This is a genomic window from Actinomadura chokoriensis, from assembly GCF_039529475.1.
Lineage (GTDB): Bacteria > Actinomycetota > Actinomycetes > Streptosporangiales > Streptosporangiaceae > Spirillospora > Spirillospora bangladeshensis.
In genome coordinates this window covers 1-14,360 of the sequence record NZ_BAAAMW010000044.1, presented here as the reverse complement: position 1 = coordinate 14,360, position 14,360 = coordinate 1, and the positions used below count along the sequence as shown (strand labels likewise).

Genomic DNA, 14,360 nt, shown 5'->3' with positions numbered 1-14,360 from the left:
CGGCTTCCAGAAGGACTGATGGCATCCGCTCCTGTGACGTTGGCCCTCTGACTCCCGCACCGGCACGGACGGAGGATCTAGTCATGGAGACGGACGGAGGATCCAGTCATGGAGGGTGTGATGGACCGGCCGAGGGACTTCACGCGAGACGAGTGCCTTGGCCTGATGGACACGGTGAGCATCGGCAGGGTCGTCTTCACCGAGCAGGCCTTGCCGGCGGTGATGCCGGTCGCCTTCGTCATCGACGACGGGGACGCGGTCATCTGCGTCCCGTCCGAGTCGAACCTGTCCGCTGTCACCCGCGGCGCGATCGTGGCGTTCGAGGTCGACGCCCTCGATGCCGCCGCTCCCGCCGGTTGGGCGATCACGGTCATCGGACGGGCCCGGGTCGACCGTGATCCGGGCGAGCGCGTGCGTCAGGCTCTCCAGGCGTGGGCCACGGGACCGCAAACGGAGTTCATTCGCATCTCATGCCAACGCCTCGCAGGCAGGCGGATCTGGCCGTCGCACATCGGCGACGACCACGCCGCCGCCTGACAGGTCGCCTGCGTGCACTGCGAAGGGACACCCGCGCCGTCGAGAGAACAAGCGCTAGCATCACCGCTCCTCGCCACCCTGCCGGACGATTCCTACGGGCAGACTGGCCAACCTCACCACCGGCTAAGCCCAAGCCCGCCGCCTGCTCGCGGACAGACCAGCCGCCCCGAGCGTCGCGAGACCCTCGTCCAAACCACAACCGTCCTCGTCACCATTTGGGGCAGTGGCGTTCCCCTCGCCCTGCACCGCCGAACTGGTCGCGATGGAGTTCTCCATCGGATCCTCGCGGCATCGCACTCGCCAGGACTGGCCGGACCGAGCGGAGTAAGAAGGAGATCGCCGAGCGGCATCTCGTGCATGAGCTACCGACGATCTTCCGGCTCTGAATCAGCCGGCGTTCCATCGTGTGGGCGAGTGGGTCACTGTTCGTGGTCGGCCGCGCACCTGCCCCCTGAACGGCGATCCAATTTCGATCATGGGACGCGTTTTATGCGATTGCAGTCCCAACTGAACTTTCCACATCGCTTCGGCCAGCGCGTGGAACTGATAGAGCAGACGTCGCAGCATGGGAAGGTTCCCGGCGTCGGCCGTTGCGACGGCATGTTCGGCAACGACCTTGAGCCGGTTGACACGGCAGCCCAAGAAATGCGCAAGAGCATCGCGGCGAACGCTTCCCGACAGGGCATCGAGCAGAATCGCCCCGGCGGCACCCAACTCGATCATGACCTCCCCGGTGGCGGCTCGGACATCAACGTCCGCCTCCCAGCCGTCCTTCGCCAGAAGGCGAAGCCTGCTCAATGCTGGCAGGCAACGCCGGTGATGCTCCCGCAAGCGCTCCTCCAACAAGGCCGCGTCAACTGTGCCAACACCTGTGCCGGTCATGGTTCCTCCACACTCCCTGCCGACGCACCGGCAAGCCATAAGCCGTCGCACACGTCCACGGTCGCGAATAGAGACGCAACTCGAGTAGAGATAGAGGTCCCGATCTGAGGGACGAAGGGCCCACGATCCATGATCCAAATGACCGAGCCACAATGAGCAGGACTGTGCGCGCCGCCAAGACAAGATCCACCTCCCGGCCACCGGCATCGGTTCGATGGCGATGGACTCACCGCAGTCGAGTCGCCCTACTGTGGCGGTCAGTTGATTACTCCGAGCGCGGGAGTCAGGTCTGTCCGGCGTTACACGATCATCTGTCGGCAGGCTGCGGCACCGAGTAGTCATACAAAGTCCCCGTAGGGCTCCGCGCGTCCTCTGCACCCGCGAGTAACGCGGTGCGAAGGTCAACGGCGCGAAGGTCAACAGAGTCAGGACAGTCTGGCTGCGCGAGTTATTGCGCAGACGAGGTCGCGGCGTACCGCAACCCGCAGGTGGGCAATTCCAGCGGTTGCGTGTGGAAGACCGCGCTCACGTCGAACATCGTCGCATGCAGCAGCACATGCTGGAGCGCCTGGCGGCGAGCAGCCAGTCCACCCGCCTGTCCTCCCGAGTGGTCAGCACCGCGACCATGCCCACGGCGCAGGGGCGGTCCTACGGCCGAGTTCCCAGTCGCCCGTATCGCGCTCGGCCCCCAGGGCGCACCGGCGCGAACTCGCGAGGGGAACTCCAGCCCGTCCGTCTGAGTCGGGTGGGGCCCATCGCCAGGCCGTCGACACGCCGGTTGCCCGGCGAGGCGGTCCAGGCGAGCAGCTCTCCGAGAGAATACGTGGGTCACGGAGCTGGACCGCCTCGGCGGCCTGGACGTGCTCGGCCAGCTGCCAGCACTGTGCCTCGTCCTTGACTGCGTGGAGGCCCGCTCCCTCGTACCGGGCGATGCCTGCCAGCACGGTCGACAGCATGGGCGGCAAGGGGTCGCCAGGAATCGCCCGCGGTGCGTGTGACGGCGCGGGATCGTCCGGTACAGCAGCAAGCCCAGGCGTCGAACAGCCAGCCGCGCGTTGAACAGGGCCGCACCGCAGCTGATCAGCATCTCGCGCCCGCCCGGGTCGGCGATCGGCAGCAGGCGCGTCCGGTCGGCCCCACGACTTCAGCCCCTCGGCCCGTTCGGTTCCGAGAGGCTTTGCGGGCGTGACCCGGCGCTCTGCCGAGACTCGTGTTGCGTTGACCATCTCGATGACCTCCAGCCGTGAGGGTGGGGCATTCACAGCCTGCTACGCCGACTCCGTCGCGGCACCGTGTCCAAAGTCCCCTCGACCCGGGCCTCGGTCCCACGCCTGCCATTTCCCGGTCGGGTGAGCCGAGCCCCAAGGCGTTCACCACCACTGATGAGTCCCTGTCTGCGCGTTGACGTTCAGTGACTTCCGCCCGCACCGGGACTGACCTTTGGCCTCTGCGGCGGGGACGTCGGTCGGTGGCTCTTGTCACCGGCATGAGAAACCCTGAAGAAGGATGTATCGCGGACCGACCGCGGCCCGACACGGACTGCAGGACGCTCAGCGCCGCCGTAGTAGGAGCTGGAAGGGGACGGCGTCATGAAACTACCGAAGATTCGGGCGCGTCTGAACCGCCGGCGCCGCAGTTGGGGTTTCGACCGGAATGATCTGCGTCGTGCAGTCGACCGGGCGCAGATGTTCTACGGCCTCCTGCTATTCGTGATCTTTCTCGCGGTTACTCCGCTGGCTTCCGCCCATGTCGTCCAGTCCGTCTACCATTCCGGCGTCCGGACAGAACGGTCCGAAGCCACCACCCGTCATCGGGTCGATGCCACCGTGGTCAAGATCAAACGGCTGCACACCGGCCGCGAAGTGACGGTGACCTGGACCGACTCGGACGGGACGGTGCAGAACGGTCACTACACCACATGGCGTGGAGCGAGCCTGGGCGACCATCCGAAAGTTTGGGCGCGCCCCGGCGGCGTGGGCGAGGACCCGCCGCGTACACACGTCCGTACTATCGGCGATGCCGCTGCCAGCGGAGCCACGACGGTAATGGCTTCAGGACTGGCATCGGCAGGCATCTACCTGCTGCTGCGCCGCCGCTACGACAAACGCCGCTATCGGATGTGGGACGAGGCGTGGGCCGGCTTCGACCGCCGCCGCATCGGACCCTGAGGCGGCGCACCGTCCTCACGGCAGCTCCTCGGTACGCACCCCAGATGATCACCAGTGTGCGGATGTGGCATGGGTGAATGCTAGCCGTGGGAGTTGCGGGGTGCGTGGACGACCGCTACCGGGCACGGTGCGTGCTGTACCAAGGCGTGGCTGACCGATCCGAGCAGGAGGCCCCGGAAGCCGCCCAGTCCCCGCGAGCCGACGACGAGCAGGCGCGCGTCCTGCGCGGCGTCCAGCAGGACCTCGCGCGGCGGGCCGGTCCTGACCTCGGCCTGTGCGTCCACTCCGGGGTGAAGGTCTCGCAGGGGAATCATGAGTTGATCCAGCCGCGTGGTTGCCGCCTCCCGCATGCCGGCCTCGTCGACCAGCGGTGGAGGGTCCTTCACCGGTTCCGGTTCCCACGCGGCCACCGAGCGCACGGACAGTCCGTGCAGTTCGGCTTCGGTGAACGCCATCGCCAGCGCGGCCCGGGACGCCGCTGAGCCGTCCACACCGACCACGACATCCCCCGGCCCTGTCCCCGAGTGCCGGTCCGGGTCGCCGCGAGCGATGACCACCGGGCAGGAGGCGTGCGCGACCACCTGGGCGCTGACCGACCCGAGCAGCAGGCCTGCGAACCCGCCGAGGCCCCGCGGCCCCAGCACGATCAGGGCGGCGTTCCTTCCCGCTTCGAGCAGTTTCGCGGCCGACTGCCCGCATTCGAGGACGCCCTGCACCGGCACGTCGGGAGCCTGCTTCCGGACGTGCTCGACACCACTGTCCAGCGTCTCCTGCGCCAGGGGCCCCAGATCCACCATCGCCATGGCTATCGAGCCTCCGATGAAGGCTTCCCACGCATGGATCACGGTCAGCGGCAGGCCGCGGGCCCGGGCCTCGTCCGCGGCCCAGTCCAAGGCCCGGACGCCGTTCTGCGAACCGTCATACCCCACTACGACACTAGACACCGCGTTTGCATCCATGTCCTCCCCCACCTTTCCCGAGTTCGGTCCAAGTTCGATCGGATCCATACATCCCCAAACTTGTCTCCGGTTCCCCTCCTTGCAGCCGTGAAGTCGGCCCGCTGCCGCCGGCCATGGCCAGAGCTCGAACGCACTGCATCGCCGGTTCTCCCGGCGTTGACGCGGGCCGAAAGGCTGCGCGGGCAATGACGAACGTCCCTGGATACGGCATCCGCTCAGAACAACGCTGAGGGTGCTGGACCTTTCAGTCAGAGGAGGTCGACGTTGCCCGACACAGTCCCCGATCAGATCAACGTCACCATCCAGGACGTGCCGCAGGCGGATCTCTCACCAGCCGCCGCTCGCCGGCGCTTCCGGATGGAGGCACCTGGCCAGGTACTCGGAGATTCGCCGAACCACCACAGCAGCCGACCGACCTCCGCGATGAGCATTGCATCGACGCGGTAGTCGGCACACCTGTGTCCGCCAACGGGCGGCGCGCCGATGCAAAGGAGCTTCGCGATGGCAAGGCAGATCGTCCCCACTCCCTCCGTCCTCGCCCTGGAGCAGCGTGTGGCGGTGCTGGAACAGCAGGTCTCCGCCCTGGCGGAGGCTGCCCGCTTGCTGGCCGCCGCTTTGGAGGGCACTCCCCTCGACTCCCCCAACGACAACGGAACACCGGCGGCCAGACGAGCACACGAGTTGCTCCTGATTCCGCCGCTTCCGCCGACCCGCATTGACGGGCCCCACCCCCAAGGAGAGGCACAATGTCCACCCAACGAACGAAGGTCCTCGTAGGAATCGACGGCTCACCCGCTTCCGACGACGCCGTGACCTGGGCCGCCGACGAGGCCGCACGGTTCGGCAAGACCTTGAGCCTCGTCCACGTCGTGGAGACGGCGACACTCGACCTGCCGGGGCGCACGACCGACGGGATCTCCGAGGCGCTCGTCCAGGCGGCGACCCGGATCCTGCAGGACGGACGCGACCGCGCGCTGCAGCGGCAGCCGGGACTCACGGTCGAGACCATGGTCGTCCACGAGCGGAATGTGCCGGCCGGTCTCCGGCAGTACGCCGGCGATGCCTCCGAGGTCGTGGTCGGGTATCGCGGCCGCGGCGGGTTCGCCGGGCTGCTGCTCGGCTCCACCGCCCTGCGCCTGGCCGGGCACTACCCCGGCCCGGTGACCGTCGTCCGCGACCAGGACCAGGACGCGGCCGGCGAGATCGTGGTCGGCCTGGACCTGGCCGAGGACCCCGAGGCCGCGCTCGACCACGCGTTCGCCGCGGCTGCCGCGCGCGGCGTGCGGCTGCGGGTGCTGCACGCCTGGCATCCCGCGCCGCTCGCCGCCGCATCCGGCGTGGACCTGCAGATCACCGCCAACATCCTGCGCGAGCATGTGGCCGCCGCGCTGGCGCCCTGGCGGAGCCGGCACCCGGACGTCAAGGTCGTCGAGGACGTCGTCATCGGCCACCCCGTCGAAGCGCTCGCCCTGGCCTCGGCCGGCGCCGGCCTGGTCGTCGTGGGCTCCCGGGGACGGTCGTTCCCGCTCGGCTCGGTGAGCCACGGCGTGATCCACCATGCCCGCTGCCCCGTCGCGGTGGTCCGCCCGTACGAGTGACCGGCTGACTCGATGCGCCGGGTGCCGCGTGCCCGAATCGGGTCCGGTGGGCCATGCAGAACAGGACTTTGGTCCGCCGACCTGGGGACGCACGCCCGGCGCTTCGTACAGCGGCACGGTGATCAGCTGAAACCGCGGCGGTCACGCCGCCGATGAGAGGAGACGCTGATGACTGCGCAACCGGCCCGCCGGAGACTGGGACTGTGGATGGCCACGGCCCTGGTGGTGGGCAACATGATCGGATCGGGCGTGTTCCTGCTGCCCAGCTCGCTGGCCGAGTACGGGCCGATCAGCCTGATCGCCTGGGGGTTCACCGCGGCCGGAGCGATCCTGCTGGCGCTGGTGTTCGCCCGCCTTTCCCGCGCCTACCCCAAGACCGGCGGTCCCTACGCCTACGCGCGCCGGGCCTTCGGCGACTTCGTCGGCTTCCAGACCGCGTGGGGCTACTGGATCGCGGTGTGGGCCGGAAACGCGGCGATCGCGGTGGCGTTCGTCGGCTACCTCGCCCACTTCTGGCCGACGCTGGGCGATGACAAGGTGCTCGCCGCCGCGGTCGGCCTGGCCGCGATCTGGGTGCTGACCGCGATCAATGCCTACGGGATCCGCCAAGGCGGCGCCGTCCAGGTCGCCACCACCGTCATCAAGCTGGTGCCGCTGCTGCTCATCGCGATCGGCGGCCTGTTCTTCGTCAAGTCCGGCAACTTCGGCGAGTTCAACGCCAGCGGCGGCAGCGCGTTCGGCGCGGTGACCGCCGCGGCGGCGCTGACGCTCTGGTCGTTCATCGGGCTGGAGTCGGCGACCGTCCCCGCCGAGGACGTCGACCACCCCGAGAAGAACATCCCGCGCGCCACCATCGCCGGGACCGCCGTCACCGCGCTGATCTACATCCTGGGCACCGTCGCCGTCCTCGGCCTGGTCCCGGCCGCCGCGCTGGCCACCTCGACCGCGCCGTTCGCCGACGCCGCCGACGCGGCATTCGGCGGTTGGGCCGCCGATCTGGTCGCGGTCGGCGCCGCGATCAGCGCGTTCGGCGCCCTCAACGGCTGGATCCTGCTGCAGGGCCAGATCCCGTTCGCCGCCGCCCGCGACGGCCTGTTCCCCCGGGTGTTCGCCCGCACCGGTCGCGGCGGCACCCCGGTCGTCGGGCTGGTCGTCTCCAGCGTCCTGGTCACCGGGCTGATGCTGATGAACTACAACGCGAGCCTGGTCGACCAGTTCACCTTCATCATCCTGCTGGCCACCCTCACCACCGTCATCCCCTACGCCTACGCCTCGCTCGCCGAGCTGGTGCTGATGGCCACCGACCGCGCCGCGTTCTCCGGCCGGCGCCTGACCCGCGACACCGTCATCGCGCTGCTGGCCTTCGGCTACACCGTCTGGGCCATCGCCGGAGCCGGCTACGAGGTCGTCTACAAGGGCACGCTGCTCATCTTCGCCGGGATGCCCGTCTACGCCTGGCTGAAGTACCGCGACCAGCGCGCCGCCGTCCAAGCCGTCGAAACCGGCGAACCCGAACCGCCCGCGAAAGCCGCATGAGGGAGAGGCAGCCCGTGTTCACCGTCTCCTCCGAGGTCGGGCGGCTGCGGCAGGTCCTGCTGCACCGCCCGGACCTGGAACTGCTCCGGCTCACCCCGGCCAACAAGGACGACCTGCTCTTCGACGAGGTGCTGTGGGCCAAACGCGCCCGCCAGGAACACGACGTGTTCGCCGACGCCCTGCGCGAACGCGGTGTCCAGGTGCACTATCTCGCCGATCTGCTCGCCGAGACCCTCAAGATTGACGAGGCCCGCGCCCGAGTCCTCGACCAGACCGCGTCCGAGATCGCGCTCGGCCCGACGCTGGCCGGTCCGGTCCGGGACGCGCTGGACGAGATGGCCCCGGCCACCCTGGCCCGGCACCTGATCGGCGGGCTCACCAAGGCCGAACTCGGCCTGCCCGCGGCCAGCCTGCTGCTGTCGTCGCTGGACGACGGCGACTTCGTGCTGGCGCCGCTGCCCAACCACCTGTTCACCCGCGACCCGTCCGCCTGGATCTACAACGGCGTCACACTGCACCCGATGGCCAAGCCCGCGCGGCGTCGCGAGACCGTGCACCTGGCCGCGATCTACCGACACCACCCGTTGTTCGCCGAGCAGGACGCGCCCATCTGGTATCCGGGCGGCGACTCCGCCCTTCCCTCACTCGAGGGCGGCGACGTCCACGTCCTCGGGCACGGCATCGTGCTGATCGGGATGAGCGAGCGCACCACGCCGCAGGCCATCGAGTTGCTCGCCCGGAGGCTGTTCACCGCCGGCGCGGCCCAGCGGGTCATCGCCGCCCAGCTGCCCCGCCGCCGCGCGTTCATGCACCTGGACACCGTCATGACGATGGTCGGCGCCGACACCTTCACCGTCTATCCCGAGCTGCCGCCGCTGCGCTCCTACACCCTGTCGCCGGGCCACGACCACGGCCGCGAGGTGCTGGTGCACGAGAACAAGGCGCTGTTCCCCGCGATCGCACGTGCGCTGGGCCTGCCCCGCGTCCAGGTGCTGACCGCGCAGCAGGACGTCCGGGCCGCCGAACGCGAGCAGTGGGACGACGGCAACAACGTTCTGGCCATCGCGCCCGGCGTCGTCGTCGCCTACGAGCGCAACGTCACCACCAACACCATGCTCCGCCACCACGGCATCGAGGTCATCACCATCCCCGGCGGCGAACTCGGCCGCGGCCGCGGCGGTCCCCGCTGCATGAGCTGCCCTCTGGAACGCGACGAGGTGACCCCGTGAAAGACCTCCTGCGCATCACCGACCTGACCGCCGGCGACCTGACCCTGCTGCTGGAACTGGCCGCCGGTTTCCAGGACTCCCCCGGCTCGGCGGGGCACCTGCTCACCCACCGCATGGTGCCGATGTACTTCGCCAAACCCTCCACCCGGACCCGGCTGTCGACCGCGGCGGCGGTGACCCGGCTCGGCGGCACCCCCGTCGCCGTCGGGCCTGACGAGCTGCAACTGCGGCGCGGCGAGACCATCGCCGACACCGCTCGGGTGATGGGCTCCTACGCCGCTGCGATCGTGATCCGCACGTTCGCCGACGCCGACGTCCGGGAACTGGCGTCGGCGGCGCCGATCCCGGTCGTCAACGCCCTGACCGACGGGCATCATCCGCTGCAGGCCGTCACCGACCTGCTCACCGTCCAAGAGCACTTCGGGCACCTGCGCGGCCACCGCATCGCCTATGTGGGCGATGGCGGCAACGTCGCCCGCAGCCTGATGGAGGCGGCGGCGCTCACCGGCATGGACATCGCCGTGGCGACCCCGCCCGGGTACGAGCCACCGGACGAAGCCATCGCCTTCACCTCCACCGAGGCCGACCGGAACGGCGGCGGCTTCGTCCCCACCAATGAGCCCGCAGAGGCCGTCAAGGGCGCCTCCGTCGTCTACACCGACGTCTGGCTGTCCATGGGCGACGCTGAGGACGACAGGGCACGACGCCGGAAGGCGCTCACGCCCTACCGGGTCGACGAGCACCTCCTGGCAATCGCCCGCGACGACGCCGTCTTCATGCACTGCCTGCCCGCCCACCGCGGCGAAGAGGTCAGCGCCGACGTCATCGACGGCGGCCGTTCGCTGGCTTTCCGGCAGGCCGCCAACCGGCTGCCGGCCACCCAAGCCGTCCTGTACGCGCTGCTCACCGATCGCCTGAAGGGGCACCGATGAGGATCGTCGCGGCGCTGGGAGGCAACGCGCTGCTCCGCCGAGGCGACCCGCGCGACGCGTCCGTGCAGATCGGGCGCATCCGGGAGGCGATGCGCGGCCTGGCGGCTGCGGCGTCCGGGAACGAACTGGTCATCACCCATGGCAACGGTCCCCAAGTCGGGCTACTGGCCGTGGAGAGCGCCACCGATCCGGAACTGTCGGCCCCCTACCCACTGGATGCCCTCAGCGCCCAGACCCAGGGGATGATCGGTTACTGGCTTGCCCGGGAACTGCGCCGCGCCCTGCCCGGCCGCGAGATCGTCGCCGTGCTTACCGAGACCGTCGTCGCCCCGGACGACCCCGCGTTCACCCACCCGACCAAATTCATCGGCCGCACATATCCGGCCTCCGAGGTGCACCGGCTGCAAGCCGAGCACGGTTGGGTCGTTCGCCAGGAAGGGGCCGCCTGGCGCAGGGTCGTCCCGTCGCCCGAGCCCCGCGGCATCGTGGAGCTTCCCACCATTGCCCGGCTCGTCGACGACGGTTGCCTGGTCATCGCCGCCGGCGGTGGCGGCGTCCCGGTGGACCCGGAGCATCGGGGAGTCGAGGCCGTGGTGGACAAGGATCTGACGGCCACACTGCTCGCCGAACGACTCAAGGCCGACATGCTGCTGCTCCTCACCGACGTCCCCGCCATCATGCGCGACTACGGGACGGCGGACGCCCGCCCCATCCACCAGATCACTCCTAGGGCGCTGCGCGCACTTGAGCTGCCGGACGGTTCCATGGGCCCCAAGGCGGAGGCCGCCTGCCGCTTCGCCGAGCACCGCCAGGGCGCCGTCGCGGTCATCGGCTCGCTCACCGACATTCTCGCGCTGCCGTCCGGCAGCGCGGGCACTCGAGTCGAGAACGAGAACTCCCGCACCTGACCGAACCGGCTCCCACAGGGAAGACCTTCCCTGGAGGCCGGCGCGCCTTCGTCCGAAAGGTCTTCGGAGATCCACCGACGCAGGACAGCAAGCACCAACAGGGGACTCATGAGCGACGAACTGCAGTACCTCGATCCGACCGCCTGCCTGGCGCTCATCGAGCGGGTGACCGTGGGCCGGATCGCCTGGTCCGAGGACGACGGAACCGTCACCATCCTGCCCGTCAACTTCGTCATGGACGGCGAAGCCCTCGTCTTCACCACCGCCCCCGGCGCCAAACTCGACGCCGTCCGCGGCGGACGCCCGCTCACCTTCGAGGCCGACGACCTCGAACCGGCGCTCCGGACCGCATGGAGCGTCCTCATCACCGGCCAGGCCGAAATCGTCACCGACCCGGACGAGACGGAACGCCTCCGGGAACTGCCCCTCAACCCGTGGATCCGTTCCCCCAAGGATCTCTTCGTACGGCTCACTCCCCGCCAGATCAACGGCCGCCGCCTCCCCCTACATCCCGGCGGAGTCACGACAGAACACATCGATATCGCAGACGAACCCACGTGATGCCGCCCGCCGGGCTGGTGGCGGCACACTCCGCCACTAGCAGTGACACGCCGCCACGCCCGCCGTGGGGGGACCTTCGGCCCTGTCGCCGCCCACCGCGACCGCGGCAGGCTGTAGGCATGCAGCTCGATCAGAGCGGCCTGCAGATCCTGGACGAGGACGAGTGCCGCGCTCTTCTAGCACGCGCCGGGATCGGACGGATCGTCTTCACCCACCAGGCGCTCCCGGCCGTCCAGCCGGTCAACTTCCTCCTCAGCCGAGGCGACATCGTGATCAAGGTATCGCGGACGTCGAGGCTTGCGACGGCCGCCGCCGACACCGTCGTGGCGTTCGAGATCGACGATTACGACATCGACGCCGAGGCCGGCTGGTCGGTGGTCGCCGTCGGCCGCGCCCGGCGCGTCACCGACCCTCGTGAGATCACCATGCTGGAAGCCCTGCCGCTGCGCACGTGGGCACCGGTGGAACGCGACACCTTCATCCGCGTCCGCCCCGAACTCATCACGGGCCGCCGGATCGGCAACGCCGCCGAGGCGATCGTCACGCCCTAGGTCCTCTGACGCGTCCAGCTTTGCGTCACAACGTCGCCATTGCCGATGGCCGGATCAGCGCCGGCCCAAGGCACGACTCCGCTATGTCAGGCGGAACGGAGCATTGCCATTGGCGTTGGCTTCGGTGATGTCCGTCAGCCGTGCTTGGGTCGCTTCCAGCCGTTCCACGACGAGTCCGGCGAAGCGGCGCGTCAGTTCATAGCCCATGGAGGGGTCGACGGCGCAGAGCGTGCGGACGAGGCGTCCGTCGAACTCGATGGCCCGCACAGGGGTGGCCGTGACGCCCCCGAAGTGCCACTGGTATGGACGGAACAGCCATGACCAGCCCAGCACGGAGCCCGTACCGAATGTGTCGATGATGACGGGGCCGCGATGGGGCATGTGCAAGTCGACGATCACGGTTCCCTCCCGCACGAGCCAGAACCGTTCCGCCGGATCGGATTCGCTGAAGATGCGCTTTCCCGCCGGGAACTCGGTGAACCGGGCGGCGGTCGCCAGCCTGCGCAGATCGGCGCTTTTCATGCCGTTCAAGAACGGTTCACGCGCGAGATCCGCGCCGGTCACAGTCCCCACTTGAACCACCGCCTCACATTCGTCTGCCGGAACACTGGACCACTGACACAGTGCACGGGCCGGGAGCACAGACACTGCCCATGGCCGAGCGTGGTGAAGGGCCGTGCTGTCATCGGGGGCGGTTGGGTATGACGGCCACCGTGCACGGGGCGTGCTTGAGCAGCGCGTCGCTCGTCGCGCCGAGGGTCAGCGGCTCCACGACTCCCGTGCCGCGCGCACCCGCCACCATCAACGTCGCGTCCTCGGCCGCCTCCAACAGCGCCTCGCGCGGCGATTTCAGCACCAGCGACGTCGTGGCCTGGACGTTGGGGTACTTCACCCGCCAGGGCGCGACGGCGCGTTCCAGCACGGTGCCGCACACGCGGCGCAGCCTGTCCTCGTCGCCGAACAGCGACAGGTCGCCGTCGGGCGCCGCGCCCGGCTCCCAGCAGCCGTAGACCGCGCGCAGCCGCCAGCCGCGCAGCGCCGCCTCCTCGAACCCGAACGCCAAGGCCCCATCGGCTCCGGCGGAACCGTCCACGCCGACCACGATCAGCCCGTCACGCGGGCCGGGCGACCGGACGACCACGACCGGCCGATCCGCGCGGGCCGGCACCTGCAAGGCAGTCGACCCCACGGGCATCTCGTCCGGTTCGTGCGAACCGACCACGATCAGTTCGGCATCCTGCCCTTCGCCCAGCAATGCCGGGGCGGCGCTGCCATCCCTCAGCCGCTTGCGCACCGTCAGGCTGGGTGCCAGTTCCCGCGCGAGCGCGACACCGTGATCGAGGAGGTGTTCGCCCATCCGGCGGACGATCGCGACGCCCTCGTAGTCGATGTGGCTGATCGGGTAGGGCCAACGCCATGCGTGGCACACCGTCAGCGGCATCCGCCGCAGCTGCGCCTCCTTGACGGCCCACCGCAGAGCACGCTCACTATCGCCCGTTCCGTCGTAGCCTACGACCACATAGCTCATGACGTTCCTCCTCGTCCTGTCCGAACTCCATCCCATTACCGGACGGATCACCGCCACAGAGTCGAAGGACCTCTTTCCCCGGGACCTCCGCCACCGGATCAGGCGGCCTTGCTCGCGGTTTCGACGTGTACGCCGATTCGCGGCGCATCGAAGATCGAGTTGTGCACCGTGCATGTCTCCACGGCCCTGCGCAAGCCGTCAACGGCCTCATCCGGGACCGGGACGCGAGGACGCAGCCACAGGACGATCCGAGATACCCGGGCCGGAGCGTCTGCGTTCATGGCGAAGCCGGCGGTGACCTCCAGCCCCTCCGCGGGAAGGCTGTGCCGCATCAGGTGCTTCCGCGCGGAGTGTGCCGCACAGGCTGCAAGAGATGCGACGAAGAGTTCGACCGGTGTGGGCCCACCGTCCATCCCGCCGGCGGAGTACGGCTGGTCCACCTGGACCACGTGATCGCGGACGAGCACGGCGAAAGCGTCATTGTCTTGATGAACGACCAGCATCTCGCTCATCACGTCATCCCCCTACCTCGGGTTTCACGCCTCGACTCCAGCCTCGGCCGGGCCCTAGTCCGCAGCTAAGGGCCAAAGGTCCTTCCGACGGAGACCAGACGTCATAGACCAGGGCCTTCCCTCGGTTTCCAGGATCTCCCGGTTCGGGCCACCTGGTTCGCCCGCCTGGCGTCCACCGGTTCTCACACGGCCTCGTTCGGAAGCGGCCACTCTGCATCGGCCGCTCCTAGCGGTCGGCGCAGGCGATGACGCGATCACGGCCTCCAGGTGCCAAAGGTCCCGCGCTTGGGGGGACGGTCGGCTCTGACCCGTGCGCGGCCCCTGGGAGAGGGTCGAGGTGACTCAAGGAGGTCGCCGATGTGGGTCATGCCCGAGCACCGCTCCGTCGTCGTCGGGGTGGACGGCTCCCCCAACTCCCTCGCCGCGCTGCACCGCGCCGCCCGCGAGGCGCTCGAGCGC

General features: G+C 69.3%; 14 protein-coding genes. 9 read left to right on the top strand and 5 right to left on the bottom strand.

Annotation, left to right across the window (positions count from 1 at the left end):
- Positions 1-108 precede the first annotated feature (108 nt).
- On the top strand, positions 109-537 hold the full coding sequence (locus ABFX46_RS41710; protein ID WP_346049910.1) for a pyridoxamine 5'-phosphate oxidase family protein: 429 nt from the start codon (positions 109-111) through the stop codon (positions 535-537).
- Positions 538-924: 387 nt separating this feature from the next.
- On the opposite strand, the gene ABFX46_RS41705 is transcribed toward ABFX46_RS41710, so the two are convergent.
- A complete protein-coding gene (locus tag ABFX46_RS41705; protein ID WP_346049908.1) occupies positions 925-1,419 on the bottom strand; it encodes a hypothetical protein in 495 nt (164 codons plus the stop codon).
- A gap of 1,589 nt (positions 1,420-3,008) precedes the next feature.
- On the opposite strand from ABFX46_RS41705, the gene ABFX46_RS41700 reads away from it, so the two are divergent.
- Positions 3,009-3,587 carry an Rv1733c family protein gene (locus ABFX46_RS41700; protein ID WP_346049906.1) on the top strand — a complete coding sequence of 193 codons (579 nt, stop codon included), beginning with the start codon at positions 3,009-3,011 and terminating at the stop codon, positions 3,585-3,587.
- 80 nt (positions 3,588-3,667) lie between these two features.
- Here ABFX46_RS41700 and ABFX46_RS41695 read toward each other — a convergent pair whose 3' ends face one another.
- Positions 3,668-4,594, bottom strand: a complete 927-nt coding sequence (locus ABFX46_RS41695; protein ID WP_346049905.1) for a universal stress protein — start codon at positions 4,592-4,594, stop codon at positions 3,668-3,670.
- A 698-nt stretch (positions 4,595-5,292) separates the two neighbouring features.
- Here ABFX46_RS41695 and ABFX46_RS41690 point away from each other — a divergent pair.
- The 7 genes from ABFX46_RS41690 to ABFX46_RS41660 all read left to right on the top strand — a co-directional run bounded on the left by ABFX46_RS41690 (position 5,293) and on the right by ABFX46_RS41660 (position 11,861).
- A complete protein-coding gene (locus tag ABFX46_RS41690) occupies positions 5,293-6,144 on the top strand; it encodes a universal stress protein (protein WP_346049903.1) in 852 nt (283 codons plus the stop codon).
- 168 nt (positions 6,145-6,312) lie between these two features.
- Positions 6,313-7,680, top strand: a complete 1,368-nt coding sequence (locus ABFX46_RS41685; RefSeq protein ID WP_346049901.1) for an amino acid permease — start codon at positions 6,313-6,315, stop codon at positions 7,678-7,680.
- Positions 7,677-8,909 (top strand): arginine deiminase, encoded by a 1,233-nt coding sequence (locus ABFX46_RS41680; RefSeq protein WP_346049899.1) that lies wholly within the window; start codon positions 7,677-7,679, stop codon positions 8,907-8,909. Before ABFX46_RS41685 ends, ABFX46_RS41680 begins: the two co-directional genes overlap by 4 nt.
- Positions 8,906-9,841, top strand: a complete 936-nt coding sequence (argF, locus tag ABFX46_RS41675) for an ornithine carbamoyltransferase (protein WP_346049897.1) — start codon at positions 8,906-8,908, stop codon at positions 9,839-9,841. The genes ABFX46_RS41680 and argF overlap by 4 nt, the downstream gene beginning before the upstream one ends.
- Positions 9,838-10,749: a carbamate kinase gene (locus ABFX46_RS41670; RefSeq protein WP_346049895.1), complete on the top strand. Its 912-nt coding sequence runs from the start codon at positions 9,838-9,840 to the stop codon at positions 10,747-10,749. The genes argF and ABFX46_RS41670 overlap by 4 nt, the downstream gene beginning before the upstream one ends.
- Before the next feature lie 108 nt (positions 10,750-10,857).
- On the top strand, positions 10,858-11,310 hold the full coding sequence (locus tag ABFX46_RS41665) for a pyridoxamine 5'-phosphate oxidase family protein (protein ID WP_346049893.1): 453 nt from the start codon (positions 10,858-10,860) through the stop codon (positions 11,308-11,310).
- A gap of 119 nt (positions 11,311-11,429) precedes the next feature.
- Positions 11,430-11,861 (top strand): pyridoxamine 5'-phosphate oxidase family protein, encoded by a 432-nt coding sequence (locus tag ABFX46_RS41660; protein ID WP_346049891.1) that lies wholly within the window; start codon positions 11,430-11,432, stop codon positions 11,859-11,861.
- Positions 11,862-11,942: 81 nt separating this feature from the next.
- Here ABFX46_RS41660 and ABFX46_RS41655 read toward each other — a convergent pair whose 3' ends face one another.
- The 3 genes from ABFX46_RS41655 to ABFX46_RS41645 all read right to left on the bottom strand — a co-directional run bounded on the left by ABFX46_RS41655 (position 11,943) and on the right by ABFX46_RS41645 (position 13,901).
- Positions 11,943-12,425 carry a cyclic nucleotide-binding domain-containing protein gene (locus ABFX46_RS41655; protein ID WP_346049889.1) on the bottom strand — a complete coding sequence of 161 codons (483 nt, stop codon included), beginning with the start codon at positions 12,423-12,425 and terminating at the stop codon, positions 11,943-11,945.
- A 118-nt stretch (positions 12,426-12,543) separates the two neighbouring features.
- Positions 12,544-13,389, bottom strand: coding sequence for a universal stress protein (locus ABFX46_RS41650; protein ID WP_346049887.1), 846 nt, complete (start codon positions 13,387-13,389; stop codon positions 12,544-12,546).
- Positions 13,390-13,487: 98 nt separating this feature from the next.
- The gene (locus tag ABFX46_RS41645) at positions 13,488-13,901 is read right to left on the bottom strand and encodes an OsmC family protein (protein WP_346049885.1); all 414 of its coding nucleotides are present in this window, start codon (positions 13,899-13,901) and stop codon (positions 13,488-13,490) included.
- Positions 13,902-14,360 lie beyond the last annotated feature (459 nt).